The organism is Paenibacillus anseongensis, assembly GCF_009757995.1.
GTDB classification, from domain to species: Bacteria; Bacillota; Bacilli; order Paenibacillales; family NBRC-103111; genus Paenibacillus_E; species Paenibacillus_E chondroitinus.
Genome location: NZ_WSEM01000004.1, coordinates 264,315 through 291,304 on the forward strand (window position 1 = coordinate 264,315; position 26,990 = coordinate 291,304).

The 26,990-nt window shown below is 48.9% G+C and carries 24 protein-coding genes; 12 read left to right on the plus strand and 12 right to left on the minus strand.

What is annotated here, in order from left to right:
- Positions 1–76 precede the first annotated feature (76 nt).
- The 3 genes from GON05_RS03090 to GON05_RS03100 form a co-directional block, all read right to left on the minus strand.
- Complete coding sequence (locus GON05_RS03090; RefSeq protein WP_157317770.1) at positions 77–811, minus strand: HAD family hydrolase; 735 nt, start codon at positions 809–811, stop codon at positions 77–79.
- Between the two features lie 92 nt (positions 812–903).
- Complete coding sequence (locus GON05_RS03095; protein WP_157317771.1) at positions 904–1,365, minus strand: bactofilin family protein; 462 nt, start codon at positions 1,363–1,365, stop codon at positions 904–906.
- Positions 1,366–1,370: 5 nt separating this feature from the next.
- Positions 1,371–2,399: a M23 family metallopeptidase gene (locus GON05_RS03100; protein ID WP_157317772.1), complete on the minus strand. Its 1,029-nt coding sequence runs from the start codon at positions 2,397–2,399 to the stop codon at positions 1,371–1,373.
- A 201-nt stretch (positions 2,400–2,600) separates the two neighbouring features.
- Between GON05_RS03100 and GON05_RS03105 the strand changes: the two genes are divergently transcribed.
- Positions 2,601–3,692, plus strand: a complete 1,092-nt coding sequence (locus tag GON05_RS03105) for a ParM/StbA family protein (protein ID WP_157317773.1) — start codon at positions 2,601–2,603, stop codon at positions 3,690–3,692.
- Between the two features lie 45 nt (positions 3,693–3,737).
- On the opposite strand, the gene GON05_RS03110 is transcribed toward GON05_RS03105, so the two are convergent.
- The 4 genes from GON05_RS03110 to GON05_RS03125 are packed head-to-tail and all read right to left on the minus strand — an operon-like array spanning position 3,738 to position 8,229.
- Positions 3,738–5,117 (minus strand): GerAB/ArcD/ProY family transporter, encoded by a 1,380-nt coding sequence (locus GON05_RS03110; protein ID WP_157317774.1) that lies wholly within the window; start codon positions 5,115–5,117, stop codon positions 3,738–3,740.
- Between the two features lie 35 nt (positions 5,118–5,152).
- The gene (locus tag GON05_RS03115) at positions 5,153–5,383 is read right to left on the minus strand and encodes a hypothetical protein (protein WP_157317775.1); all 231 of its coding nucleotides are present in this window, start codon (positions 5,381–5,383) and stop codon (positions 5,153–5,155) included.
- A 4-nt stretch (positions 5,384–5,387) separates the two neighbouring features.
- On the minus strand, positions 5,388–6,563 hold the full coding sequence (locus tag GON05_RS03120) for a Ger(x)C family spore germination protein (RefSeq protein ID WP_157317776.1): 1,176 nt from the start codon (positions 6,561–6,563) through the stop codon (positions 5,388–5,390).
- Complete coding sequence (locus GON05_RS03125; RefSeq protein WP_246238780.1) at positions 6,550–8,229, minus strand: spore germination protein; 1,680 nt, start codon at positions 8,227–8,229, stop codon at positions 6,550–6,552. The genes GON05_RS03120 and GON05_RS03125 overlap by 14 nt, the downstream gene beginning before the upstream one ends.
- A gap of 203 nt (positions 8,230–8,432) precedes the next feature.
- Between GON05_RS03125 and cls the strand changes: the two genes are divergently transcribed.
- Positions 8,433–9,863 (plus strand): cardiolipin synthase, encoded by a 1,431-nt coding sequence (gene cls / locus GON05_RS03130; protein ID WP_181646624.1) that lies wholly within the window; start codon positions 8,433–8,435, stop codon positions 9,861–9,863.
- A 23-nt stretch (positions 9,864–9,886) separates the two neighbouring features.
- Here cls and ligD read toward each other — a convergent pair whose 3' ends face one another.
- On the minus strand, positions 9,887–10,771 hold the full coding sequence (ligD, locus tag GON05_RS03135; protein WP_157317777.1) for a non-homologous end-joining DNA ligase: 885 nt from the start codon (positions 10,769–10,771) through the stop codon (positions 9,887–9,889).
- 233 nt (positions 10,772–11,004) lie between these two features.
- On the opposite strand from ligD, the gene GON05_RS03140 reads away from it, so the two are divergent.
- From GON05_RS03140 to GON05_RS03160, 5 genes are all read left to right on the plus strand, one after another.
- The gene (locus GON05_RS03140; RefSeq protein ID WP_127453574.1) at positions 11,005–11,622 is read left to right on the plus strand and encodes a nitroreductase family protein; all 618 of its coding nucleotides are present in this window, start codon (positions 11,005–11,007) and stop codon (positions 11,620–11,622) included.
- A 140-nt stretch (positions 11,623–11,762) separates the two neighbouring features.
- Positions 11,763–13,445 (plus strand): hypothetical protein, encoded by a 1,683-nt coding sequence (locus GON05_RS03145; protein WP_157317778.1) that lies wholly within the window; start codon positions 11,763–11,765, stop codon positions 13,443–13,445.
- A gap of 143 nt (positions 13,446–13,588) precedes the next feature.
- On the plus strand, positions 13,589–14,155 hold the full coding sequence (locus tag GON05_RS03150) for a sigma-70 family RNA polymerase sigma factor (protein ID WP_127453570.1): 567 nt from the start codon (positions 13,589–13,591) through the stop codon (positions 14,153–14,155).
- A gap of 4 nt (positions 14,156–14,159) precedes the next feature.
- Positions 14,160–14,888: an anti-sigma factor gene (locus GON05_RS03155; protein WP_157318047.1), complete on the plus strand. Its 729-nt coding sequence runs from the start codon at positions 14,160–14,162 to the stop codon at positions 14,886–14,888.
- Between the two features lie 171 nt (positions 14,889–15,059).
- Positions 15,060–15,386, plus strand: coding sequence for a YnfA family protein (locus tag GON05_RS03160; protein ID WP_181646625.1), 327 nt, complete (start codon positions 15,060–15,062; stop codon positions 15,384–15,386).
- Positions 15,387–15,394: 8 nt separating this feature from the next.
- Here GON05_RS03160 and GON05_RS03165 read toward each other — a convergent pair whose 3' ends face one another.
- Complete coding sequence (locus GON05_RS03165) at positions 15,395–16,006, minus strand: DUF2238 domain-containing protein (RefSeq protein ID WP_157317779.1); 612 nt, start codon at positions 16,004–16,006, stop codon at positions 15,395–15,397.
- A gap of 92 nt (positions 16,007–16,098) precedes the next feature.
- A complete protein-coding gene (locus GON05_RS03170; protein ID WP_157317780.1) occupies positions 16,099–17,391 on the minus strand; it encodes an arsenic transporter in 1,293 nt (430 codons plus the stop codon).
- Positions 17,392–17,543: 152 nt separating this feature from the next.
- Between GON05_RS03170 and GON05_RS03175 the strand changes: the two genes are divergently transcribed.
- Both GON05_RS03175 and GON05_RS03180 read left to right on the plus strand, forming a co-directional pair.
- Positions 17,544–17,945 (plus strand): MarR family winged helix-turn-helix transcriptional regulator, encoded by a 402-nt coding sequence (locus GON05_RS03175; RefSeq protein WP_127453562.1) that lies wholly within the window; start codon positions 17,544–17,546, stop codon positions 17,943–17,945.
- 218 nt (positions 17,946–18,163) lie between these two features.
- Positions 18,164–22,240, plus strand: coding sequence for a sulfite reductase subunit alpha (locus GON05_RS03180; RefSeq protein ID WP_157317781.1), 4,077 nt, complete (start codon positions 18,164–18,166; stop codon positions 22,238–22,240).
- Here GON05_RS03180 and GON05_RS03185 read toward each other — a convergent pair.
- Positions 22,237–23,205 (minus strand): helix-turn-helix transcriptional regulator, encoded by a 969-nt coding sequence (locus GON05_RS03185; RefSeq protein WP_157317782.1) that lies wholly within the window; start codon positions 23,203–23,205, stop codon positions 22,237–22,239. The two genes, GON05_RS03180 and GON05_RS03185, sit on opposite strands and share 4 nt — an antisense overlap.
- A 169-nt stretch (positions 23,206–23,374) precedes the next feature.
- Here GON05_RS03185 and modA point away from each other — a divergent pair, with 169 nt between their 5' ends.
- Positions 23,375–24,247 (plus strand): molybdate ABC transporter substrate-binding protein, encoded by an 873-nt coding sequence (gene modA, locus GON05_RS03190; protein WP_397370942.1) that lies wholly within the window; start codon positions 23,375–23,377, stop codon positions 24,245–24,247.
- Positions 24,247–24,918 (plus strand): molybdate ABC transporter permease subunit, encoded by a 672-nt coding sequence (gene modB, locus GON05_RS03195; protein ID WP_157318050.1) that lies wholly within the window; start codon positions 24,247–24,249, stop codon positions 24,916–24,918. The genes modA and modB overlap by 1 nt, the downstream gene beginning before the upstream one ends.
- Positions 24,919–24,983: 65 nt before the next feature.
- On the opposite strand, the gene GON05_RS03200 is transcribed toward modB, so the two are convergent.
- Positions 24,984–25,598, minus strand: a complete 615-nt coding sequence (locus GON05_RS03200) for a TetR/AcrR family transcriptional regulator (protein ID WP_157317783.1) — start codon at positions 25,596–25,598, stop codon at positions 24,984–24,986.
- A gap of 178 nt (positions 25,599–25,776) precedes the next feature.
- Here GON05_RS03200 and GON05_RS03205 point away from each other — a divergent pair, with 178 nt between their 5' ends.
- Positions 25,777–26,946, plus strand: a complete 1,170-nt coding sequence (locus GON05_RS03205) for a YhgE/Pip domain-containing protein (protein WP_157317784.1) — start codon at positions 25,777–25,779, stop codon at positions 26,944–26,946.
- Positions 26,947–26,990: the final 44 nt, after the last annotated feature.

The window sequence follows — 26,990 nt, forward strand, 5'->3', positions numbered from 1 at the left end:
AAGGCTACCCTAAAGAAAAGGCTGCCCCTTGGTCAATTAATGACTTTGGGACAGCCTTTTTGCGTTAGCTTCTTATTTATTTCTTTATATACGATTGAATAGTGGTTGGAACTTCTTGCAAGGAACCGAGCTGGTAGAAAGCTCCTTGAGGCTTGATATCGATCGTTCCTGTGTTGTAAGCCCAGTCCTGTTCGACAGGAATGTGGATGGAGTGAATCCCCGCATGGAGGGCAGGAAGCACATCCGTTTTGACGGAGTTGCCGATCATCCACGTATGTTTGCGATCAAAGCCTTGCTCATGCATGATCGTTTCCATGAATTCCTTGGTCTTATGGACCGTGACGAAGATTCGATCATGAAAATAGGTGTCCAGACTTAGGTCCTTGACCTTTTTCATTTGAATCGATGCATCGCCGCCTGTGTACAGGAAGAGCCGATGGCCATCTTGCTGCAGTTGATCGAGCGTTTCGTTCATGAGCGGATAAGGTTCGACCGTGTATTCATATACGGTATGGCCTAATTGCATCAGCCATGATTCTTCTTTGGCGCTCATTTTCCGGTTGAAGTGCCTGCTAAACCATTGATACGTTTCAACAAATGACTTGGGAAAACGATCGGGCATGAAGCCATGGATATGAATGCCGGCGAGATCAATTTGGAGCTGTTTTTGTTTAATGTCTTGCGCGTTAAGCCCATGTCCGGAAAACCAGGTCAGCATGAGATCAACGAACTGGTCAATGACGACGTCAAAATATTTATTGCAATGGACTAATGTATCATCAAGATCAAAAAGTATCGTTTGTTCTTTCATAGGCGCTGTCTCCTGCAGTTAGAAATGAATTTCCAACCATTATACCATGCTCTTATCGCATCTCCTAGGGGCAGCGTTGATGATCCATTAGCTTACATCGCAATGGTATTTCCTTTGTAAGTGCCATTTGTAGTGGAAGCAGGAGGATTCATATGGCTATCCGGCTCGTTTTTTGGCTGAGGTTGAGGTGCTGGAGCAGCGGATGTTGTTTCCATTTTGCTGTTTCCTTGGAATTGCCCACCTTCTTCAATAATAAAGGAAGCAGCGCTAATGTTGCCATGCAGCGAGCCCGTTGACGTTATGGTCAGTTTCCCTTTGGTGGTAATGTTGCCATGGACATTCCCTGCAAGAATCACATCTCTGGCTGAAACGTTGGATTTCACTACGCCGCGTTCCCCGATGATCACATCCCCGGCACATTCGATATCCCCTGTGATCCCGCCTTCAATACGAATGCTGGCTTCGGATTTAATGCGCCCTTCAAAGGTGGTCCCTTCTCCAATCAACGTATCTGTCGTATTTGGATTCATAAGGTTTTTCTTGGATTTAAACATGGTGTCTAGTCATCCTTTCGATTCGCTTTGAGATATGGTTTAGGATCAATGCTTTCTCCATTTTTGAGCACTTCATAATGAAGGTGCGGGCCAGTGCTGCGTCCTGTGGACCCAACTAGGCCTATGGTACTACCTTTGGTGACGTTGTCTCCATTGTTGACAAGAATTTTATTTAAATGCATATACCAAGTGCGTAGGCCCTTGGAATGCTCGATGACGATGTTATTGCCGTGGTAAATATCCTTTCCGGTGCTGACGACTTTTCCATCAGCGGTGGCGTAGACGGCATCATTCTCCCTGGCCCCGAAGTCAATGCCGGAGTGGAAGCTCGGGCTATGTGTGAAGGGGTCGGTTCTATAGCCAAACGTCGACGTGACGATCTTTACATTCGTCGGATACAGCGTAGGCGTTATTGCGAGCTGGTGTTGTTTATCGGCAACCTTTTGTTTCGTTTCGGTTAAGCTGGTTTGCAGTTCTTTCACTTCGCTGTTCAGCGCTGTAAAAGAAGCAGATGTCTGCTCGCCAAGCTGCATAATAGCTTCCTGAGAAGCTGGATTAGGACTTCCGCCTATTCCGCTCGTGGCAGCAGCGGGAGTCTGTTCCTTCGTAGATTTGTTTTCGTCAGCTGCTGTCGCGCTGGCGACCGCTTTGCCGGTTTCGTTGGCATCGAGACCCGAGATGGATTTGAGATCATTCTCGAATTTTTTCATTTCTTCGACTTGCGATTTCATCTGCTCCGCTTGCTGGGACAGTTGAATGACTTCATTTTGCAGCTGTTCAATCGCTTTGTCTTTCGAGGTTAAGGTCGCGTTCCATTGCTGGCTGGCTCCGCTAAGTTTAGCCTGCAGCGCATTGGCTTTTTTCGAGGTTTGCGCGTGCAGGGCATAGGTAATGAGGGTTATAAGGAGCAGCAGGGAAAAGCAGGCCGCTGCGATATAAGCGAATAAATGGGGTACTCGAAACCTGACGACCGATTGATTGGCATCCGGTATGATCACCAGCGTCAGTTTTTTTGGCTTCCATTTGAGCTTCATAAAGGCTAATTTGTCTCCTTATCGTGGTTGAATTTGGTAAAGTCTATCTAACAACATCATTCGTCATGATCCGATAAAAACCTTCCTTATACCTACTGGTCCTAGTCAAAATGAGTCGAAAGTAGGAAGGAATAGTGTCGGATATAATCGAATGTTCTTAACAATTACAGGAAAGACAGCAGATTTGGAGTGGAGGCACGCATGATTAAGCTTGCAGGTATTGATATTGGTAACGACAGCATTAAGCTGGTGCTCGATGGATCCAGGGAACCATTAGTCATCCCGAACATTATTGCGCCGGGTTACGAAAGGCACATTTTACAGGAAGAGGATTCCCCTTGGAAAGCGCTCGACGTCATGATTTACAGTCCTTCTCTTTCTCAAAGAAATCAGCGTTATTTCGTCGGTCAGCTTGCGCTGGAACACGAAGACAACCTGGAGCTGGAAGACACCGATAATAAAGCGGTCTCGGATCAATCCCTTATTGTCGCGCTTACTGCGCTGGCCTACCAAGGTCTCGCCACGCAAGCCTTCAACAGCGGTTACGGCGCCGTGGAGGAAGTGGAGTACACGCTGGGAACCGGGTTGCCCGTTCGTGCATTTGCGAAATACAGTCAACAATTCGAACAAAGGTTACTTGGCGAGCATGAAGTCACGTTCCTGTCCACGCCGCAATTCCATAACCGCAAAATTAAAGTATCCATTCGCAAAGTCGCTGTTTCCATTGAAGGAGCTGCAGCTATTTTCCATCTGGCCACCCACGACAGTTTAATGGTGAAGGACGAAGAAATTTACAATGGTTGCATCGGCGTTTGCGAGATTGGTGCATTGACGACGGATTTCCCTGTTATTAAACGGATGGCAATTGATAACCATTTCAGCCATGGCGAGCAAATTGGCATCGCGACGTATCTGGATGCAATCATTCGCGATGTGGAAGATGCTTACAGCTACGTGTTTCCAAGCCGAGCCAAGCTCGTGCAGCGCATTAAACAACGCGATTTCACGATTCAATTGCTTGGCGAAGGCCAGGTTGACATCCGCCCGATCGTGGATCAGCACTTCCGGCGCGCAGCTTTGCGCATGATCGAGATGATCAAGAAACGCTGGCGCAAATATCCTGACATTCAATGCTTCTATGTCATTGGAGGCGGCGCATCAGCCCTGAGACCCTACATCCAAGAGGCGGCAGGATCACTTAAATTACGTTTCGCGAACGATAGCGAATTCCTCAATATGCACGGCTACCTGAAGGTGGCCAAAAGTCGGTTAAACCAGGCAGCTCCTGTCTAAACCGAGCAAGCACCTGTGAATCGGGTGCTTTTTTTATACCCGCTTTCATTTGCCGGCTTCCAATTGTTTCAGTTGACTCACCTCCATATAAGTCGTCAACGAGGTCAGCAGCATGCAGATGGCGAAAATAATGGCGCAGATACTTCCGATGCCCGAATGGTATTTACTGAACATAAGTCCTACCATCAAGCATAGAGCCGCAAGAATCATCAAGGCATTGCCTCCCCAAAGCCAGTGTTTGTAGGAGACCCGCTGGCTGAGCTTTCCGATTTTCTGGGATGCTTGCACGCCGGAATTCTGACTGCTTGGCGAGCTGTCTTTCATTTCGGCTGGCTGGCCCAATTTGCGCTTCTTCCGGGCGCTGGCGATAACCATAATGACGATTAACAGAGGCTGATAAGCTAGCGCGAAAACTGGAGCACTGTAGTTAGAGAACGCTAATAGATCCGTTGTGTTTTTAAAGGACAACAACGTGGTCATCACAATGCACAGTGCGACAGGTTTATTAATCGTCGGGTAGTTGCGCTTATCCAGGATGGCAGAGATACCTAGCAGAAGCGCCATATAGATCGTAATCATTTTACAAGCCACCGTTGGATACCAGATCATCAAGATGATGAGATCAACACGATCGAGAAAGTCCGTGACATGAATCGTTTGAACCAAATTGTAGATGGGGTACAAGAAATTACCGGGCATCTTGGGTCCAAGAACAACCAAGATCAGGAAAACCGCCATGGTGAGCAGGAAAATGCCAAGCAGGGAGCCATGTCGGATGGAAGACCTGACTTGGTTGGAATTGCTCATCATATGGAGAAAAGCCCCGAGAATGAAGATATCTCCTGCACTGCCGATCGTGAGTACAGAGCTTGCGGCAACATGCTGAATCGGCATGGTCATGGCAGGAGTAACAAGCTGCAAATATAACTCATTCGACAGCAAGAGCGGCATGCTTAGAACTGTAACGACAAAGAGAGGGTAGAATAAATCATTCACCCGGGCGATCACTTCCACGCTGCTTTTGCCGAAATAAATCAGCAGCAGGCAAGGCAGCAGCGTTAGTATTTCAAGCGGTGTATTGTGAAGCAGCAGCGTTGTACTAAACCTGGATACGGAAGAGATGTCGCGCATCACAATTTGCCAGAAATGAAACAGCATAATCAGATTAACGAGGGTACCGCCAACACGGCCCAGCAATTCTTGCGTAATTTCGAAGATATGTTTTTGCGGATAATGTTTTGTGATGTAGCCAAAGAAGCTGGCCACGCCAAAAACATAGAACACAGAAGGCAAATAGCTGTACCAAGCATCCATCTGTGAGATACGGATCAGCACATTCTGCAAGGTGAGAATCCCTCCGCTTGTGATGACAGAAGAAGCTAACCAGGAGAGTTGCCGCTGATTGATCACTTGTTTTCGATCCATGGTGAATACCACCCTTTTCCCTTAATGCTTATCCCTCAGATGCCCAGTAATCTTGCAAACCAAGGAGAAACGGTATGAATAAAGAAACGTGAAGGCATAGGGACTTTCCAATGCAAGTACTTGCTGAAGAAGAGGCCTAGGGTGAGAAAAGTAAAAAAACCATAGGTCACCTTGATGGAGCCTTTCTCTTGCCTTAGCATCCTGCGATCGATGAGAAGCGAACCTGCCATCGTAATCAGAAAACATATCATGAATATGCGATCCAATAGGTTACATCCCCTCTTTGATAACATTTTTGTTAATCAGGCCGGTTTCTTCAATGGAAGCATTGACGTGAATGCGGAACTCTGCATCCTTGAAATAAGCCCCCCATTTTGCCTCTATGCCATTGTTCCACTCATACGGATGGCTTCGCCAAACAGTCAAACCAAGATGGGCAGAGTCCGTTCCTTCTTTTTGCATTTGCTTAACCGTCGCTTGAATGGACTTGACAATTTGTTCCGCAAGCTGCTTCTCAACTTTCCGCATCACTTTGGCCTTGTTCAGATCCAGATTCGATAGATCTTCTTTCACTGAGGCGCTGGCGTCGATGAGGATATCAAAGATGACCTTGTCTTGTTGAAGACTAGGTTTGATTTGCGTTTGCCCTTTCGTCACGGTAATGGAAATCTTGTTGGCGTTTCCCTCCTCTGGCGGGAAGGAAACGAGATATTCCTTCACATGGTTCCTCAGCCACATGAGCCCTTCTGCTTCGTGGTCCTTGTAAATGCCAACCAAGCGGTCGCCTTTAAATTGTCCGTACCCAATCATTTGAATTTCATGGGATGGTTCCTTGGAAGCTTGCGATTGCTTTGGTTCCAAATAAGTCAGGATTGGATCGCTGTTGAAGCTCAACGTAATGCCAATATCCTTGGTGGAAGTGCCCAAGGACTGCCTGGATTTCGTCAGCTCCCGAATGACTTCAGCCGGGAATCGTTCGAATTTCGGCTCGGTGTTCAGCAGGTCATAGCCCTTGCCTTTGGATATGACCAGGAAGGATGTCATCCGGCTTTCCGGTGAGCGTGGAACGGTGTCGAAGATGACACCGATGCCTTTCCTGGCCAGCTTCTCTCCAATGATGATCGTCCTCCGATGGGAGAGAAACAAACGGCGCGACATGCGCATCTGGAGTTTTGTGTTGGCTTCGTGAAACGTAGCGCCTACATCGGAGTCGATGTAGTAGCTCTTGCCGCCGGCGGTGCCTCCGCCTCCGCCGCTTGCACCTCCCATGGAACCGGGGAGAGGCAGCATGTAGGATACACGAAATTTGCCGTCATCCTCCAAGTCGACGGCAGACGTGAGAACAAACGCGATGTCGTTGGTTTCCGTTCGATCCCAGCAGCCTGTCAGGCAGACAAGCAGGAGGGGGAGCGATAAGAGCTGGCATAGCCGTCTAGGATGAACCATTCTGATTGCCCTCCTCACTGGAGTGATGCTTATGCTGGATCGAGCTTCCGTCTAGGCCTCCGTCCTGCATGATCTGTTGGCTGAGTTTGTCATCCATGCGGTGGGCATCTTGAACGGGCATGAATTCCGGACGTTTATTGAGCTCCCACCAAGGGGCGCGAACGAATACATCCTTCATATCGCCGGAAGATAAAGGTCCGATAGGCGACAAGTAAGGCACGCCAAAAGAGCGGAGATTCGCCATATGTCCAATTAAAATCATCAACGAAAAGAAGATGCCATAGAAGCCAAAGACCGCTCCTGCCAAAAGGATGGGGAAACGCAGCATGCGAATGGCGATGGCGCCGTTAAAGCGCGGGATTGTGAAAGAGGCAATCCCGGTAATGGAAACAACGATAACCATTGGCGCAGAAACAATCCCGGCTTGCACGGCTGCTTGTCCGACGACCAGCGCCCCCAAGATGGAAACCGCAGAGCCAACTGCTTTGGGAAGTCGGATACCGGCTTCGCGCAGCGCCTCGAACGTGATCTCCATGATGAAAGCCTCTACGGCCGCGGGAAATGGAATCGCTTCTCTGGATGCCGCGACGCTTAGCATCAAGGTCGTTGGTAGTAGTTCTTGATGGAACGTCGTTATTGCGACATACAAAGCGGGTGTCGTCAGCGATAAAAAAACGAAAACATAACGAAGCAGCCTTAAGAGAGAGCCGATTTGGAATCGCTCATAGTAATCCTCAGCCGTTTGCATCGTTTGGATGAAAACAAAAGGCACGATGAGCGCAAACGGCGTGCCGTCCGTGAGAATGGCCACCCGTCCCTGCACCAAGGCCCCGGCCACAACATCAGGCCGCTCCGTATACTGCATCTGCGGGAAGGGGGAGTACGCATTGTCTTGGATCAGCTCTTCAATCATGCCGGATTCCAGAATCGCATCGATCTTGATGAGCTCCAGACGTTTGACCACCTCCTCGACAAGGGAGGGCATCGCCAAGTCATCCATGTAACAGATGACGAGATTGGTGTTGCTCTCTTTGCCGACGCACATGGATTTCATCTTCAGCCTGGGCGTCTTCAGCTTGCGGCGGATCATCGAGGTGTTCGTGCGAATGCTCTCCACGAACCCCTCTTTCGGTCCGCGCACGACGGTCTCCGTCTCCGGTTCTGCAACGGAGCGCTTTTCTGTTCCGCGGATGCCGAGCAGGATCGCCTTCGCGTTTCCTTCAACGAGCAGGGCGGCGTCACCGCCCAGCACGGAAACGAGCAGGTCTCCGTAATTATCGGAGATCTGTGTTTGGGAGACGGGGAGAATGGCGTCTGCGATGCGCTGGACGGACGTCTCGCCGCCGCCAATCAGCATGAGCGATTTCATCGTGTCATTCAGCAGTTCGGTATTCGTGAGCCCGTCTACGAATAACAGCAGTGCGGGAATGTTCGGCTCAATGTCAAATTGGCGAACGACGACATCGGAGCAGTCCTGGAAAATGGCTTTAATGAAGGCGTGATTATCATCCAATAGCAATGAGAGCGGTGTTTTCTTCAACTCTTCAATGAATTGATAGTCCAGCGAATCATGTAGACCTTTTTGCTCGCCACTGGAATCCTCCTGCTTGTTTGATGTGCGCTTGCGCAGGATGCTTTTCATCAATGGATTGGATGTTTTGACCATGCGAATGGCACCTCCCGCCAGAATGATCATAGGAATGCGTTTATTATTCTCTGCGAAATGAAGGATTTTATTACGAAAGTTGGAAAATTTTATTGTGTCCCTGACTTGAAGGTGAATAAGTATAGTGGGAAAGCCCTTGGCAAAAGCTAACGTGACAAGAATTAGAAGGAAGTTTTTCGCGCCAGGAAGAGGGGGTGAAGCTCGTGATTTGGGTGGTTGGTGTACTGCTTCTTTTCATTTTTCAGACAGCTACGATTTTGATTGGTGAGTACAAAAGACCCGCCAAGACGGTGGCTTGGCTGTTCGTATTATTTATTCTCCCGATCATCGGCTTTCTCATGTACTATTTCTTGGCGAAGGAATACACCCAGCGCAAAACGGTTCGCCGCAAAGGGCGCCGTAGAAGCTCTGAACCCAGGTACCAATGGCTGGGCATGGGAAGCCATAACCAGGAGAGAATTGAGGAGCAGCACTATCAGCTCTTCGAGGACTCGCGGCTATGCGGGTTGCTTCACAACATTCCGGGCTCGGCCATTTCCCCGAACAACCGAGTGAAAGTGCTGACCAATGCGGATATCACGTATGAGGCGATGCTCGAAGCCATCGAGAGGGCCGAGAAGCATATTCATTTTGAATTTTATACGATTCGGCATGATGCCATAGGTAACAGATTTCAAGAAGCGCTCATTCGCAAAGCGCTGCAGGGGGTGAAGGTCCGCGTCATTTATGACGGAATCGGCTCCTACTCACTTTCGTCAGCTTATATAAATAGATTTAAACAGGCGGGGATTGAGGTTTATCCCTTTTTGAGACCACTTATTGCATTTTTCGATAAACGAATGAATTACCGTAATCATCGCAAAATCATTGTCATTGACGGATTGGTTGGTTTTGTCGGGGGTATTAACATCGGAGACGAGTATCTGGGAGGGGATCCCAAGCTCGGCTTTTGGCGCGATACGCATCTGATGCTGCATGGGGACTCGGTGTATTACTTGCAGACGACCTTTATGACGGATTGGTTGTTCGTAAGCGGGGAACGTTTGGCTGATGATTCCATGTATCCAGAGCATCATGAATCGGAGACGTCCTTGGTTCAAGTGATTTCGAGCGGCCCGGACGCTTATTGGGATGCGATACAGGAGATGTTTTTTGCAGGAATTGTCGCGGCCAAGAAGCGGGTGTATATGACGACACCCTACTTTATTCCAGATGCAAGTATAACGATGGCGCTTAAAACGGCCGTACTCAGCGGTGTGGATGTCCGCATCATCCTTCCTTATAAAGCTGATTCCCGTATTGTTCAATATGCCTCCCGCTCCTATTTATTAGAGCTAATGCAGGCCGGGGTTCAGTTCTACCTCTATCGGAAAGGATTCATGCATGCCAAGGTCATGATCATCGATCATATGATGGCAACCGTAGGAACCGCCAATGTGGATATGCGCAGCTTTTTCAGCAATTTTGAATTGAATGCGGTGATGTTTAATCAGGACGTGATTGACCGTCTGGAAGATGACTTTTGGATGGATTTAAAAGATAGCGATGAGTTGAAATTGGCTGAATTTGAGCAAAGATCGCGATTGGAGAAGGGGAAAGAAGTGATTGCCCGACTGCTGTCACCTTTGTTTTAAGGAGTTCTACACAGAACTACTAGCTAGCCGAGTCGGGCTAAAATTGCGTCCAGATTTTGGAGAGGGACCCCTTCAATCAAGTCTCCGTACTTTTTTAACCGGTCGAGGACCGTATGCAAATTGAATTCACGAGGGCTGGGACGCAGTTCAACCTCTTTCCATAACAGGGGAGTGGAGACGGATGCGTCTTTTTTGGCGCGCGGCGTATAAGGGGCGGAGAGTGTTTTCCCGTACCAATGCTGAAGGTAGTCGATATAGATTTTATCCCCGCGGTTTTTCTTAAACCGTTCGATCGTAAACAGATTCGGATAAATTTTGACGACATACGAAGCGATAAAATAGCCGATTTTCCGCAGCTGTTCGAACGTGTAGCCAGGCTGAATCGGAATATAAATTTGGACGCCTGTGGCACCGGATGTTTTGGCAATGGACTGAATATGCAGCGAGTCCAACACCTCGCCGATGACATGAGCGGCTTCCATAATACGTGGCTCTTCCTCCAAAGTTGGGTCGATATCAATTACCCACTCTGCCGGCAGTGTACTCCCAATATGGTGAAAAGAGGGATGGAACTCCAAACAAGCCAGGTTGCCCAGCCAAAGAAGTGTGGATAAGGAGTCCAGGTTAACGTACTGAATGCCATCGAGCGGAGCCAGCTTCACGAAGCTAGGAACCGGATCGGGGGCATTTTTTTGGTAAAAGGACTTTTGATCATACCCGTTGGGAAAGCGGATGGTCGTTAAGTGCCGGTTGCGGCAGTAACGCAGCAGGTAGGGGGACAGCTCGGATAATTTGGAGAGATAATCTCCTTTCGTTATGCCTGCTTCAGGCCATAGAAGCTTATTAGGATTGGTGATGGTCAGTTCATGACCTTCTACAAGCAGTGTTCCTTTGGTTGTGACCGCCATGGGTATATCCCTCCTGCACATTGTTTAGTTCTGATTATTCCCTCCAGGACGGGTTCTCAAACTTTCGGGGCGATTCCGTATTCGAAGTGGTTGACAAAATCCGAAGAATGAATCATAATAATAAAAGTAAATAACAAATAGTAAGTAACATATAAATAAGAAGATTGTGCTATTTTGTTATTAAATTTATTTTATATATTATTCTAAATCACATGTGATGGAGGAGATTTTATATGAGTAACAATGCGGTAGAGAAAAGCAATGCTTTCCTGAAGGCTGTTAAAGAAAGACGTACGTACTATGGACTAAGCAAAGGCACAGTGATTTCTAATGAACGCATTCAAGAGATTGTAAACGAGGCCGTAAAACACACGCCTTCCGCTTTTAACTCACAAAGTGCAAGAGTTGTTGTTTTGTTCGGCGATCAATCCGATAAATTATGGAGCATCACCAAAGAAACTTTGAGAAAAATCGTGCCTGCAGGAAGCTTCGCTCCAACAGAAGAAAGAATTAATGGCTTCAGCAATGGTTCCGGTACGGTTCTTTTCTTTGAAGATCAAACTGTTGTAGAAGGTCTTCAAGCTCAATTCGCCGCTTATGCCGATAACTTCCCGATTTGGTCGAACCAATCTTCCGGCATGCTGCAGCTCGTTATTTGGACGGCGCTTGAGCAAGAAGGTCTTGGAGCATCCTTGCAGCACTACAACCCGCTGATTAACGATGAAGTTGCTCAAACATGGAATATTCCAAGTGAGTGGAAATTGATTGCTCAAATGCCTTTCGGTAAACCAACTTTTGTTCCTGGAGACAAAGAGTTTCAACCGCTTGAAGATCGCGTGAGATTTATCTAATCGCTAATCACAGCTGGAATACCCCTTTCATTGTCTAACGACAGTGAAGGGGGTTTTTAAATTATTTTTAAAAAAAAGCAAACCGCCCTTGCCTAAGCTTCGTTACCTTAAGTAGCAAAAATAAGGAGGAGTCATCGCGCATGGTTAATGTGAAAAAAGTAATCGTATCTTCCCTCGTTTTATTAGGTCTAGCAGCAGGCGCTACGGCTTTATCGGCCGCGGCGGCGGAACCGCTGAACGTGAAATCCGAAACGGATATTGCGGGAGACTTGGGCATTTTGCAAGGAGATGGCAGCGGCTTGACCGCGGAATATTTGAATAAATCGACGACAAGACTGCAAGCGGCGGTTATGTCTTTGAGGTTGAAAGGCCAAGAATCCGAGGCGCTCGCTTATAAGGGGACTGATAACTTTAAGGATGCAAGCGGCGTATCCACAGCGAATCAAGCGATTCTTGGCTACTTGAAAGCGAATCCCTCTCTGGGCTGGCAAGGAACGGGGTCCGATACTTTCGAACCTATGGCCGGTATCACTGCTCAGCAGTATTACAAAGTTTTGCTGGAATCCCTTGGCTACGGGCAAGGCACTGATTTTCAGTACGATGATGTCATTACGTTTGCAGCCAAAAATGGTTTGTCCAAGATTTCTGGTGTGAAATCATTCAAGAACCTACATATCGCGACCGCTACGATCGAGGCGTTAAAAGCGCCAATCAAAGGGTCATCCAAAACACTGGCGGTAGACCTAAGCGACAAAGGCAAAATTAATGCGAGTAAACTAAGCAGTCTCGAAACTCCGGCGCTTGACTTGAAGATGAGCGATACGTTAGGAAGTTATTTAACAGATGCCAAAGGGATGACTTTATACTATTTTACTAAAGATGTAGCGGATGTTAATTCTTGCGTAGACGCTTGTTTGGCGAACTGGCCGATTTTTAATGCCAATAATTTTACGGTTCCCGCTGAATTCAGCGCGGCCGACTTCGGAGTTTTCACGCGTGCTGACGGCAAGGATCAACTTACTTACAAAGGGTGGCCGCTGTATTACTTCGCGAAGGATCAGAAAGCGGGCGACACGGTTGGCGATAATGTAGGCAAGGTTTGGTTCGTGATTAAGCCTTCCAATGGCGGAATCGCGATTGGCACGAAACCCGATCTTGGCAATTATCTGACCGATGCTCGCGGTATGGCGCTGTATTACTATGATAAAGACACGAAGGGCGTTAGCAATTGCTCGGGCAAATGCTTGGAGAAATGGCCGGTCTTCTACTCAAGTACAATATCTGCGCCTACTGGGGTGAACTCAGCGGATTTCGGAACTTTGGTCCGTGCTGATGGCAGTCTGCAATCGACGTATCAAGGATTCCCGCTGTATTACTGGGTAGATGACAAGAAAATGGGAGACACAACGGGACAGGACGTTGGCCATGTTTGGTACGTGATTGATCCTGCGAAGTTCAGTGGAACAAAAGCTGTGAATACCTCTGTGAAAACAAGCAAATCCGATGCGTTAGGTACCTACTTAGTCGATCAAAACGGCATGGCTCTGTACTTGTTTACTAAAGATAAAGCTGATCCTAACTCCTGCGTAGGTCCTTGTTTGGTAAATTGGCCGATCTTCTACGACGAGAACCTAACGGTTTCCGCGGATCTTGCGGCAAGTGATTTCGGTGTGCTGACGCGAGCTGACGGTAAAAAGCAAAGTACTTATAAAGGCTGGCCACTTTACTACTGGGTGAAAGATCATCTCCCTGGTGAAACGACGGGACAAAATGTAGGCAAAGTCTGGTTCGTTCTCGATCCGGCGAAAACAGAAGCGAGATAAACAAGACAGCTTTCGAACGCTCCGGCATGCTGGCAAGCTCAGCGATGCCGGGGTTTTCTTTTTCTATAAATCTATTGCCAAGACAACATGCGGGGAGATAAGGTAGTAGTATTAACTTTATTTCCACTCGGAGTGTGCCGAATATGCGAAATCGAACGGATGCCGAACTCATGAAGTTGGTCTTGGGTAAGCACCATCCTGCATTGGAAGAGCTTTACGATCGTTATGCAAAGCTTGTGTACTCCTTTGCGCTGAAGTCCTTGAAGGAGGAACAGGCGGCTAGAGAAATTGTTCAGCTTGTTTTTACGCGGCTCTGGACGACGGAGAAGGGGTATGACGCAAGCAAAGGCGGATTTGTGAATTGGATTATTACCGTTACGAGGAATATAACGATTGATTATTTAAGGAAGAAACGAAGACTTGAGCAAGTGGTCCGTTTTGAACCCAGAGAATGGGAACATTCCCTTGTTTCTGACGCTCCGGATCCGGAATCCGTGATCTCGCGCAAATGGATCGGGGAGCAAATTCACGAGGCTTACGTGCATTTGTCCGAGAGCCAGATTCAATTGATCGATATGATGTATTGGCAAGGTTATTCGTTAAGCGAGATAGCCTCTCAAACCAACGAACCGGTGGGCACGATTAAAAGCCGCCTGCATCAATGTTTAAAAATACTTCGTAAGCATCTGACATCACTGAGGGAGGGATGACGTCATGAAAGAACATGAAACTGTCGATTGCAATGATTTGGTCAACTATTTGACCGGCGATTGCACAGAGCTAGAACGCGCGGCTTTCGAGCGGCATCTGCGAACTTGTGCCAGCTGCCGCGAAGAATTAAGAGACCTGCAGGAAGTTTGGCAGGCTTTGCCTTTTGAAATGGAAGAAGTGGAGCTGCCGCCGGACTTAAAGCAGGAGGTCATGCAGTCCATCCTGCCACCGGCTAAGCTTAAGACGATAACAAGTAAGAAAAAACGGTCATACAAATGGATATATGGGTTGTCCGCTGCGATTATCTTAGGATTGGCAGTAGGTATTTGGTGGAGCAGCCAACCGAAGAATTCAGCCCTATCAGCGAATCCGGGTTTAAGTGAGCCGGCAGAAATCATGCATACGTTCCAATTAAAGTCCGTTGAAAGCACAATGCCAACAGCTTCAGGGACGGCATGGGTGCTTCAGAACGGCGATGTTCATAACGTAGTCATTAATTTGCAAGGCCTCCAGGAGACGAAGGGAGATACGGCGTACCAAGTTTGGTTCAATCGGAACGGAAAACGGTACAACTGTGGAACGCTCCGCGTTGATGAGAAAGGCACAGGGGTGCTGACTTACAGCATTCCGGTGAAAGGCAAGGACTTTCAGATCGACTCCTTCGGCGTTACGCTTGAGCCTGATCCTAATGGGCTGCAGCCGCGGGGGAAAAAGATATTGGGCACCTCCTAGAACGCTGCCTATGAAAACGAATAAGCCGCCTTATGAACGATTAGGTTCATAGAGCGGCTTGTTCGTTTTTTTGAGGGGAATTCCTTGACAAGACATGGCAAATTTCAGATGATGGCTTCAAATGCCGAGGCGTGACTTGGCGGAATCTTTATCCGTGAGGAGAATGAGCTTGTGTTGTTATCCATATTGATTTTTGTTGTCGCAGGGTTAGCGGAAATTGGCGGGGGTTATCTGGTTTGGCTATGGCTGCGAGAGTCGAAGCCTTTGTGGTACGGCATCGTGGGAAGTATCATCCTCATCGCATACGGAATTATTCCAACCCTGCAGAGCTTTCCCTCATTTGGTCGAGTGTACGCTGCTTATGGCGGAGTGTTTATCATACTAGCCGTGTTATGGGGATGGCTTATCGACAAAAAAACACCGGACCTTTACGACTGGACCGGAGCGGTAGTCTGTGTCATCGGTGTTTCCATCATGTTATGGGCGCCCCGGGGTTAGGGGCTGCTTCAACGAGCGAGCTTTGTTTCTCCATGCTTGCGTTTCCAACCCAGCAGTATCATCGCAATAAGCGCTCCGATTAAACCGAGTCCCATATCTTTTTCCGAGTCAAAGACATCCCCTTGCATGCCGACATACTCCTGGCCAACTTGACCTGCTACATAAGCAGCGCCCATTTCTATAATTTCGAAGAAGGCACTGAAACCGAAAACGACCGCCACGGGCATCGCATAAGACCAGAAGCCTCGCATTCCGCCGGCGCGGGTCAGCCATTCGCGGACCGGATATGCCCAAAGCAGCCCGAACAGGAGATGCACAACCCGATCATAGTAGCTGCGATGGGTATGGAGGGCTCCCTTCAGCCAAACGTCGAAAGGGGTGCCTTGATAGGTATAATGCGCCCCATAGGTATGAAAGCACAAGAAGATAAAGATGAACAAATAGGACAATTGAGAGAGGCGAAATTTTTTATAAGTGAAAAGAAGGACAAGAATGACAGAGACAAGCAGTATATTTTCCATCAGCCACTGCATGCGATTCGTTGGTGTAATCGCCATAAACACCCAGTACACCACAAAAACAGTGATCATCACGTACAAAGGCCATTTCTTTTTACCCATACCCATCCAGTCCACCTTCTATATATGACTATTGAAATAGCAAATCTGCTAATTCTTATAGTGTGGACAGAAATACAAACGTCATGCGGCCCCTAGGTAATAACCTTCAACCACAGATATAGACCAAGTAAAGTGATGAGCAGCGTAGGGATCGTAAGCACGATACCGATTCTAAAATAAGTCCCCCACGTGATCGTTACCCCTTTTTTCGAAAGAACATGGAGCCAGAGCAGTGTCGCCAGCGACCCGATCGGTGTCATTTTAGGCCCCAAATCCGACCCGATCACATTGGCATAAATGAGAGCTTCCCGAATCACGCCTTCAGTCCCCGTGCCATTTACCGCTAGTGCGCCAATCAATACGGTTGGCAAATTGTTCATAATTGAAGAGAGAATAGCAGACAGAAACCCCATGCCTACAGAGGCGGCCAACAAACCATACCCCGAAATAACTTCAATTAATTCTCCTAAAGCATCGGTTAAACCGGCATTTTTTAAGCCATATACGACGACATACATGCCAATTGAAAAAATAACGATAGCCCATGGGGCGTCTTTGATGATCTGCTTCGTTTGGATGGCCTTACTGCTGCGGGCAAGCAGGAGAAAGACGAGCGCAGCGATTCCTACAATGAAGGAGACTGGGATTTTAACGAATCCGCTGGCCAAATATGCCGCTAACAAGACACCCAGAATGACCCAAGACAGTCGGAAAAGCCGAGGATCTCGAATGGCGGCAGATGGCTGTTTGAGATGAGTCTCGTCATAATCAGCAGGGATATCTTTTCTGAAATATAGATACAGCACCAGCAGGCTTGCTCCTAATGAAAAAAGGCTGGTGACGAACATCCGGCTGGCATAGGTCGTAAAATCAATATTGAAAAAATCGGCCGAAACAATATTCACCAAATTGCTGACAACAAACGGGATGGAAGTTGTATCCGCGATAAACCCGCTGGCCATGATGAAGGGCAGAATCATTTTATCCGGGAATTTTAAAGCCCGAACCATGGCGAGCACAATAGGTGTCAAGATGAGCGCAGCACCGTCATTGGCGAAAAAGGCCGAAACTGCGGCTCCCAGCAGGATGACGTAGATGAACATGCGCTTGCCATTGCCCTTGGCCATACGCGCCATATGCAGGGCTGCCCACTCGAAGAAACCTATGTTATCGAGGATGAGGGAGATCAGAATAATGCCTACAAATGCCAAGGTAGCATTCCAAACGATCCCTGTCACTGTAGCGACGTCCTGCAGAGAAACAACTTGAAAAATCAATGCCAATAAGGCGCCTGCCGAAGCGGAGTAGCCGATATTAAGTCCCCGTGGCTGCCAGATGACGAAAGTAATGGTAAGTAAAAAAATAAAGACCGCTAAATAAATCATGTGTTCCTCCCGACTCGGATTTCTTCAACATTTTCATAGTTCCTCTATCATTTGTCAATGCTTAAATCAAAGAATTGATAAAGGGTGCCAAACCGTACCTTTAAATCGAAGTAGTGTGTTAAAATGATGTATCTTATTTTCGAGGTGCAGATATGTCCAAAGAACGATTACCCAAAGCGGTTTATGAGCAGCTGGCTTTATTTCGATATCAGATCCGAAAGTTTATTCATTTCAGTGAGTCAGCGGCGAGAGCCCATGGGCTCACTCCGCAGAATCATCAGCTGATGCTGGCGATCATGGGGTTTCCAGGGCGGGATTATGCAACGCCAAAGGAGCTTGCCGAGCGCTTGCAAGTTACTCCGCACGCCTGTGTGGAATTGATTAACCGCTGTGAACAGCTTCAATTGGTGTATCGTGTGCCTAATCCGGATGACGGGCGGAGCATATTTATCCGTTTGTCGGAGTCCGGCATGCGCCTGTTGGAGGACCTTTCGGAGATTCATATGAATGAATTGAAGAATATCGGGCTTTTGGAATTCCCTGAAGAGGATTGATGTTATATAAATTAACATTAAATCAAATATATTAAATTAACGTCTGAAAATTAGGTATTTTAATGTTATTTAAATTAACACAACTACTTGATTTTTATCGCAACACGATATATATTTTGTAATAAGTAAGGTTAATTGGTTTGTGATGATGTCACTTTTCTTACATGTATACAAAAATTAATTACGTGCATCCTGCACGTTAGCGCTGGTGAACCAACATGACAACAAACAAAGTGAAAAGCGTCTGTCCCTATTGCGGTGTTGGCTGCGGAATTGTGCTTGAGGTGTCTGGCAACCGTGTGCTCAAAGTGACGGGTGATAAAGAGCATCCGACTAATTTCGGCCGTCTGTGCACCAAGGGCAATACCTGTGCGCAAGCGATCGCAGAGTCTGGGCGGATGGAATACGCATATAAACGTTTAGCGCGTAAGAAAGAGCCTGTCAAAACCGGGATGGCGGATGCCATCAAGGAGACGGCGAAGCGGCTGCGTTCTATTGTTGACAAGTACGGCCCGAATGCCATGTCTTTTTATGTGTCGGGCCAAATGTCGCTGGAGGCGCAATATCTGGTTAACAAGCTGGCGAAAGGCTTTATCCGAACCAATAACATTGAATCCAACTCCCGCTTATGTATGGCTAGCGCAGGCAGTGGCTACAAGCTGTCGCTTGGGGCGGATGGTCCGCCGGGATCGTATCAGGACATGGACCGCACGGATTTGTTTTTCGTCATTGGCGCCAATATGGCGGATTGCCATCCCATTCTCTTCCTGCGAATGATGGATCGGGTGAAAGCGGGAGCCAAGCTGATTGTGGTGGACCCCCGCCGTAACGCGACAGCAGACAAAGCAGGGCTTTATATGCAAATTAAACCTGGAACTGATCTTGCGCTTTTGAATGGCCTGCTGCATTTGCTTGTTAAGAATGGCCATACGGATCCGGCTTTTATAGCGGAGTTCACGTCCGGATGGGAGAGTATGCCGGCATTCCTGGAAGACTACACGCCGGATAAAGTTTCTGAACTAACCGGCATCCCCGAAGCCGACATCCGTCAAGCGGCATTATGGATTGGTGAGTCGCCGGAATGGATGACGTGCTGGACGATGGGGCTGAACCAGAGCACGCACGGAACTTGGCATACCAATGCCATCTGCAACCTGCACCTGGCAACAGGCGCCATCTGCCGACCAGGAAGCGGGCCGTTCTCCCTTACGGGCCAACCCAACGCCATGGGTGGCCGGGAGATGGGGTACATGGGTCCTGGCTTGCCAGGGCAGCGATCCGTGTTGGCGCCGGCAGACAGGGATTTTATCGAAGACATGTGGGACGTCTCACGGGGAACATTGAAGACCGAAGTAGGCACAGACACGGTGTCGATGTTCGAAAGCATGCAGGCCGGAGATATCAAAGCCTGCTGGATTATTTGTACCAATCCGGTCGCGACGGTGCCTAATCGCAAGAATGTGATTGCAGGCCTTGAGGCCGCAGAGCTCGTTATCACGCAGGATGCCTTCTATGAGACAGAGACGAATGCGTATGCGGATATCCTGCTTCCCGGCGCCTTATGGGCGGAGGCCGAAGGCGTCATGATCAACTCCGAGCGGAATTTGACGCTGATGGAGAAAGCAGTCGAGCCGCCCGGCGATGCGATGGCGGATTGGCAAATCATCGCCAAGGTTGCCTGCGAGATGGGGTATTCCGCTGGTTTCACTTACACGTCCTCGGCGGAAGTGTATCAGGAGATTCAGCGGGCATGGAACCCTAAGACCGGCTACGACATCCGGGGAGCCTCCTATGAACGGCTGCGCGAAACACCGGTGCAATGGCCGGTAGCGCCGGACAGCCGGAATGATCGCAATCCGATTCGTTATTTGAATGACGGAGTCAGCCAGCATTTGAAGGAACTTGCGGATGGAACACGTCCGCGCATCGTGTTTGCAACGGAAAGTGGAAAAGGGATATTTTTGGCCCGGCCCTATTTGCCGCCGGCGGAGATGCCGGACTCCGATTACAGCTTCGTGTTGAATACGGGCCGGTTGCAGCATCAATGGCATACCATGACGAAGACGGGGAAAATACCGACGCTGAATAAGCTGAACCCCGGTCCTTTTCTCGAAATTCACCCGGAGGATGCCGAGTCGCTTGGCGTCAAGGAGCAGGACAAAATAGAAATTCGTTCGCGTCGCGGACTTGCCATTCTGCCTGCGGTCATAACCGATCGCGTGAGGCCGGGGAACTGCTTCGCTCCTTTTCATTGGAATGATGTGTTCGGAGAGAAGCTGGCCATTAACGAGGTGACAAGTGATGCGGTTGACGGCATCTCTTTTCAACCGGAACTCAAGTATTGTGCGGTTTCACTAGCTAAACAGAAGGAGGAAGTGAAGATGGCTACGATGGCACCTATCGATACACTTGCAACGATGTTGGGCATTCAATCCTCACCGCCAATGGCGCTAGATAATCATGAGAAGATGTATCTTTCCGGATTTTTGACAAGTCTCCGAGCGGAAGATTCGCGTCAGGTGCCAGGTATTCCTGTTCTGCCTCCTACAGCGCCTTTGGAGGCATCCAAACGGTATTGGCTGGACGGTATGCTGGCTGGTATGTTCTCTCGCACCTACCTTCCAGAAACCATAGCGCTGCCTGTGATAACGCCGGAGACCCAGCCAGAAGTGAAAGCAGCAGAAACAACGCAGTCTGATAAAGAATCGGTGACGATACTGTGGGCCTCCCAAACAGGGAACGCAGAAGGGGCAGCTATCCAATGCGCGCAGAAATTGCAAGAAGCGGGCTACAACGTGCGTCTGATGAATATGAACGCCTATGCATTGGCCGATTTAAGCGCGGAACGTTACGTTTTCTTCTTGGTTAGCACGTTCGGTGCCGGAGATCCGCCGGATAATGGGGAGAACTTCTGGAACGCGCTAAAAGGAGAAGCAATGACGCGTTTGCCTGAGCTGAATTACTCCGTCCTGGCATTCGGGGATTCCAACTATGATCTGTTTTGCGGCTTTGGGCGCAATTTGGATGCGCGTTTGGAGCAGTTGGGGGCTAAACGCCTTAACGGGAGGGTCGACTGTGATACGGATTACGAGGAACAAGCCGCAGCATGGATGAAAGCCGTTGTGACGAAACTAAGTGAACCTACTGCTACGGTTACAACCGAAACCCAAGTGACCTATGACCGCAATCATCCTTTAACTACACGAGTGGTAAAGAGCAGGCTTTTGAACGGAGAAGGTTCGGAAAAAGAAACCCGTCACTATGTTTTCGATCTCGCGGGCAGTGGGGTGTCTTACGAGGCCGGGGATGCGCTTGGCGTATGGCCAACCAATGATCCGCAGATGGTCTCTGACATATTGGAAGCCGTTAAGGTGGATCCATCGACACAGGTGACGGTAAAAGACAAAGGTCAAATGACCGTCACCGAGGCGCTTCGCCGTCACTTCGAACTTGCCAGGGTCACTCCGGCGATTATGGAGTTCATCCAGGAACGTGTCCATAGCGAAATGCTGGGTAACTTAATGCAAAATAAAGCGGAGCTGAAAAAGTGGCTTTGGGGCCGCCAATTGGTTGATGTGCTGCAAGCTTATCCGATGAGTAAAGCTATCTCTGCAGAGGAACTTCTACAAGTGTTAAATCCGCTGCAGCCTCGCTTGTATTCCATTTCCTCCAGTCCCAAAGCGAAAGCTGATGAAGTCCACATTACCGTATCGACCGTTCGTTATGAGATCGAGGGCAAACCGCGGACCGGCGTTTGTTCCGGATTCCTGGCGGATCGCCTCCAGGGCGAGGGCGAGGTGGGACTCTTTATTCAAAAGACTGCTCACTTCAGACCGCCGGCCAATCCGGACGCTGGCATGATCATGATCGGACCGGGGACCGGAATTGGGCCTTTCCGGGGCTTTCTTCAAGAGCGTAAGGCGACCGGGGCCAAAGGAAAGAACTGGCTCATTTTCGGGGAACAGCGTGCAGCATGTGATTTCTACTTCAAAGAGGAGCTGGAAGCCATGCTGCAAGAGGGAAAGCTGCACCGTCTGGATACCGCTTTTTCCCGTGACCAAGAGGAAAAGATTTATGTTCAGCACCGCATGCTGGAGCATGGGGCTGAGCTGTGGGCATGGCTGAAGGCTGGCGCTCACTTCTATATTTGCGGAGACGCCAGTTCAATGGCCAAAGAGGTGGATGCCACACTGAAACAAATTATTCAGCAGCATAGCGGCATGAGTGCAAGTGAAACGGAGAGTTATGTGAAAGAAATGTCGCGTACCAAACGATATGCGAAAGATGTCTATTAAGTTTCAAAGAGAACGCGCCCTGTCTGGGAGAGATTATATCCTTGGATAGGGCGTAGTTCGTTATGGAAAACCTCGGATTGCAGCACTTCTTTTACCCGTTCGATCCATGCCAGGTTCTCTGGTTTCTTCAGCATAACAAGATCAACGCGCTCTTGAATGAGCGGAATGAAGTCGACGCCACCGACCATAGAAGCCGCTTTTTCGATCCCTACGCCGAAATCTCCTTCCCCAAGAGCCACTTTGCCTGCGACGCCCATATGATTCGATTCCTCACGTTCATAGCCGATAATGTCCCGATAGGAAATGCCATGCAGACGGAGCTGCTCATCGAGTAATACGCGGGCGCCGGAACCCTTTTCGCGATTAATCAGCCGAAGGCCTTTCTGCTTGAGATCAGCCCAGCCCTGAATCTTTTTGGGGTTTCCTTGCTGGACGTAGAGACCTGCCGATCTTGAGACAAGATTGATGACAACGTAAGAGGAGCCGATCAGTATTTTGCGTACATAAGGAATGTTGTATTCACCTGTGTCACCATCCAAGAGGTGCGTGCTAACGATGTCGGTTTCCCCTCTGTACATGGCGATTAAGCTGTCCAAGCTTCCGACATAAGATCGCAGAGGCCATCTGTCAGGGATCTTTTTCTCGATATGTTTGGCTAAAATGTCCAAGCTGACATCTTGTCCGGTGATGACAAGCGTGTTTTTGGGGACGGATGACAAGCCGGATGAAGTGCCTGGCGATGTAGTTGGCGGCGCTGACTCCGCAGTGTCCGCTCTGGGTGCAGCTAGCATATCACCTTTGGCGCGCGTTTTATAAGCCTCCAAGTCTGAGGCGTCTACACGCATTTGTTTACCTACCCGATAGGCGGGTAAATCCCCTTTTTTAATAAGATCATAGACCGTTAGTTTGGAGATTTTTAAAAGCTTCGCGATCTCTTCCGTGGTATAGGATATTTCGGCTGTCATGGTCACCCTCCGTGCGCTCTCGTTATTCGTTATCCTCTATCATAAGCGGATCTATGGTGTAAGACAATCTTAATCCCTTCTAGAAAAAAGAATGATTATATAATAGAATGAAACTAAACCATGCTATTTATATTTAAATAGATACAATAATGATGATGGAGGGGTTATTTTGTTTAAAAAAGGACTATTTGGTTATGTTTTATTGCTTCTAGTTATTGCTTCAATGGTATTTACAGGGTGCGCTAGTACGAAAGAGCCAGTGTCGACTGCTCCAGCAGCGACGGCGCAAACGACGCAAGCTACACCGTCGCCAGCACCGGCCGCAACAGCTTCAACGCCGGCGGAGAAAGTGGAATTGACCATTTCTGCTGCTGCCAGCTTAACGGATGCCTTGAAAGAAATTCAAACCAGCTATGAAGTTAAAAATAAACAAATTAAGCTGAACTATAACTTTGGCGCTTCTGGAGCGCTTCAACAGCAAATTGAGCAGGGAGCTCCAGCCGACGTATTTTTATCGGCAGCGACCAAAAATATGAAAGCACTCGTTGACAAACAGTTGATTGACGCCGCACAGCAAAAGAACCTGCTGATCAACGAATTGGTGCTCGTTGTGCCGGCAGATGGCAAAGTAGCGGTTCAGAAAGTGGAGGATCTGACATCTGAAGGAGTTAAACACGTTGCGATTGGCGAACCGCAAACCGTTCCGGCAGGAAGCTATGCCAAAGAAGCGCTGACACAAACAAAGCTTTGGGATGGGCTGCAAGCCAAAATCGTTCAGGGGAAAGACGTTCGTCAGGTACTGACTTATGTAGAATCAGGAAATGCTGAAGCTGGTTTCGTCTACAAAACCGATGCGCTGACTTCACAAAAAGTGAAAGTTGCTCTAAGCGTAGACTCCAAAACTTACACGCCGATCGAATACCCGGCTGGTATTGTCAAAGCAACCAAACATAGCAAAGAAGCTGCGGATTTCTATGCTTACCTTCAAACCAAAGAAGCACAGGATGTCTTTGTGAAATACGGTTTCACGATTCCAAAATGATGGAACAAATCGCTTGGCGTGACTTCTTTGATCCCATCCTGCTTTCGCTGAAAGTAGCGGCGGTATCCAGTGTATTCGTTCTTATCCTTGGCGGCTTGGCGGCCTGGGGAATGTCGCGGCGAAGCTTCCGCGGGAAGTCCTTCGTCGAAACGGCGATTCTGCTGCCTCTGGTGCTGCCGCCGACCGTTGTTGGTTTTATCTTGCTGGTGGTTCTCGGCAAAAAGAGCTGGATCGGTGCAGGGATGGAGATGTTATTTAATCAGTCGATTATTTTTACATGGGGTGCTGCCGTCATCGCTTCGATTGTGGTCGCTTTTCCCCTTGTGTATCAAACGATGAAAACAGGCTTTGCCTCTGTTAGCAGAGACGTGGAGGATGCAGGAAGATCATCGGGAGCCAAGGAGTGGCAGGTGCTGCGTTATATCACGCTGCCACTTGCGTGGCGCTCGATAACGGCCGCATACATCCTTGGTTTTGCCCGGGGGTTGGGGGAGTTCGGTGCAACGCTCATGATTGCGGGCAACATCCCGCACAAGACGCAGACGCTGCCGACAGCGATTTATATCGCAGTGGAGTCGGGGAACCAGACCCTCGCGTGGTGCTGGGCAGGGGCGATTATTGTGATCTCCTTTGGGTTGGTTTTGTTCGTTAATCGCAAAAGTGTTAATTAAAGAAACTAAAGCGTGTTATTTCGTCAATTTTGCCGAAGTAATACGCTTTATTTTTTTATTTGCGGTTATTTCGTTGTTGGTGGGAGGAAACCTAGTGCTCGCAGCGGGCCATGGTACATGATATTACACATATATTTTGCTAGCTCAGCCGGGGTTTGCTGCCGGCCGTTTCGGATCCATTCCAGGATGAAGCCGAAGTGGGCGGAAGACACGTAGCCGATCAGGATGTCGGCTGGCACAAGCAAAATGTTGTGGGGCTGAGATTCAATCAGCTTGCGGTACATATGGGAGTGAATCGTTTCCTTCATCAAAATGGAGAAGGACAAATCCCCATTCTGGCCGAGCATGACCTCGAAGAAATCCGCCTGCGAGTCGAAATACTCATAGAGACGAATAAGCCCGTCGTACACTTTACCCTCTAAAGCTTGGTTAAACATATCCCTTGGCTCCAACTGTGCGACGATGCGCAGCAGCCCTTCATGGAATTCAGCTTTGATGTGTTCACGCAAATCCAGTACGTCTCTGTAGTGCAAATAAAACGTACCACGGTTAATATTCGCTTTGCGTGTCAGATCGCTGACGGTGATGGTCTCGAGCCCTTTTTCCTTAATAAGCGCCACTAAGGCGTCGCGAAGCGCTTGTTTCGTCTTCGTTTTCCTTCTGTCTATCTTTTCCAACATGTCCGAACGCCCCCGAAACAATGATTTTATAGCGATAATCAACAGTGTTTTCCGATGGTGTTCATTACACGACAGTTCCTTGAAACATTGCGCATTGATCGTTTATTAAACCTGATTATAATCAACAATGTGGTCATTATTCAACAGTCTGTTGATTATTAATTAGGAGGTTATTCCCATGTCTTTTTTCAAAATGAAGACTGCCCGTATAGGTTTCGTTGTCGTTTTCGTCGTCATCCTGGTCTTCGGGCTTGCTCTAATGGGTTCTGTGCTAAGTGCAAAACCGCAAGATTTGCCTGTGGCGCTCGTCATCCTCGATCAACCTGCTACACTGCCTGATGGCAACGCGTTAGCGGTTGGAGAGATGGTGAAAGAGAAGCTGAAGGGCATCGCAGAACTTCCGGTCAAATGGGTGGAGGTCAGCTCGGAAGCGGAGCTTGCGACCCAGCTTGACGAGCAGAAGGTGTACGGCGCATTGGTGCTCCCCGCAGACATAAGCTCGGGTGTCGCTTCGCTGCAGTCACCTTCTCCGAAGCCGGCGACTGTCCGTATCGTGCTGAACGAAGGGACTAACGCGCAGGCCGTCTCGGCTGTCCGAATGATTCTGCAGCAGGTAACGAATACGATAAGCTCGCAGCTGGCTGGGCAATTGCTTAGCCAAGTCGGACAGCATACACAGCAAATGCCTGTATCTGCGGCAAACGCACTTTTGCATCCGTTCCAATTGACGGAGCAAGTTGTACATCCCGCAGGCTCGAATAATGCAAATGGCAACGCGCCGAACCTGCTTGTGCAAATCATGTGGTTGGCCTGCATGGTGGCATCCGCCTTCCTGTTCGTCACCGCTCGGCAGCATGGCCAAAATAGACGCAGCCTAGCTGGCACGGTTGCCTCTCAGCTCACAGCTGGCGTGCTGCTCGTTACAGTTGCATCGGCGTTCTTGCTGTGGATGGCGCATGCCTGGTATGGCATGGCGATTGCACAGCCGGGGGCTACCTGGCTATACCTCTGGCTCATGGCAGTGGCATTCCTCCTCGTGCAGACGGCGCTGCTCAACTGGATCGGACTGCCGTCGATGCTGCTGCTCGTGCTCATCTTTTTCTTCTCGATGCCGGTTATCGGCATGCCGCAGGAGTTGCTACCGCAAGTAGCGGCCGATTGGCTGTACTCATGGACGCCTTTCCGCTATGCAGCTGTGGGCCTTCGCAGCATCATGTATTTCGATGGCAAAGGGGTGCTGAGCCAAAGCCTGTATGTGCTTGCCGGCATGGCTGCTGCTGGCCTGATCTTGGCCGCGCTAGCCGTGTTTAAGCCTCGCAAGGCGGCGCGTCCTTCGGTTGCGGCTTAAGCAACCCATTCAATTCCACCCACCAGCCTCAGGCTGATGGGTTT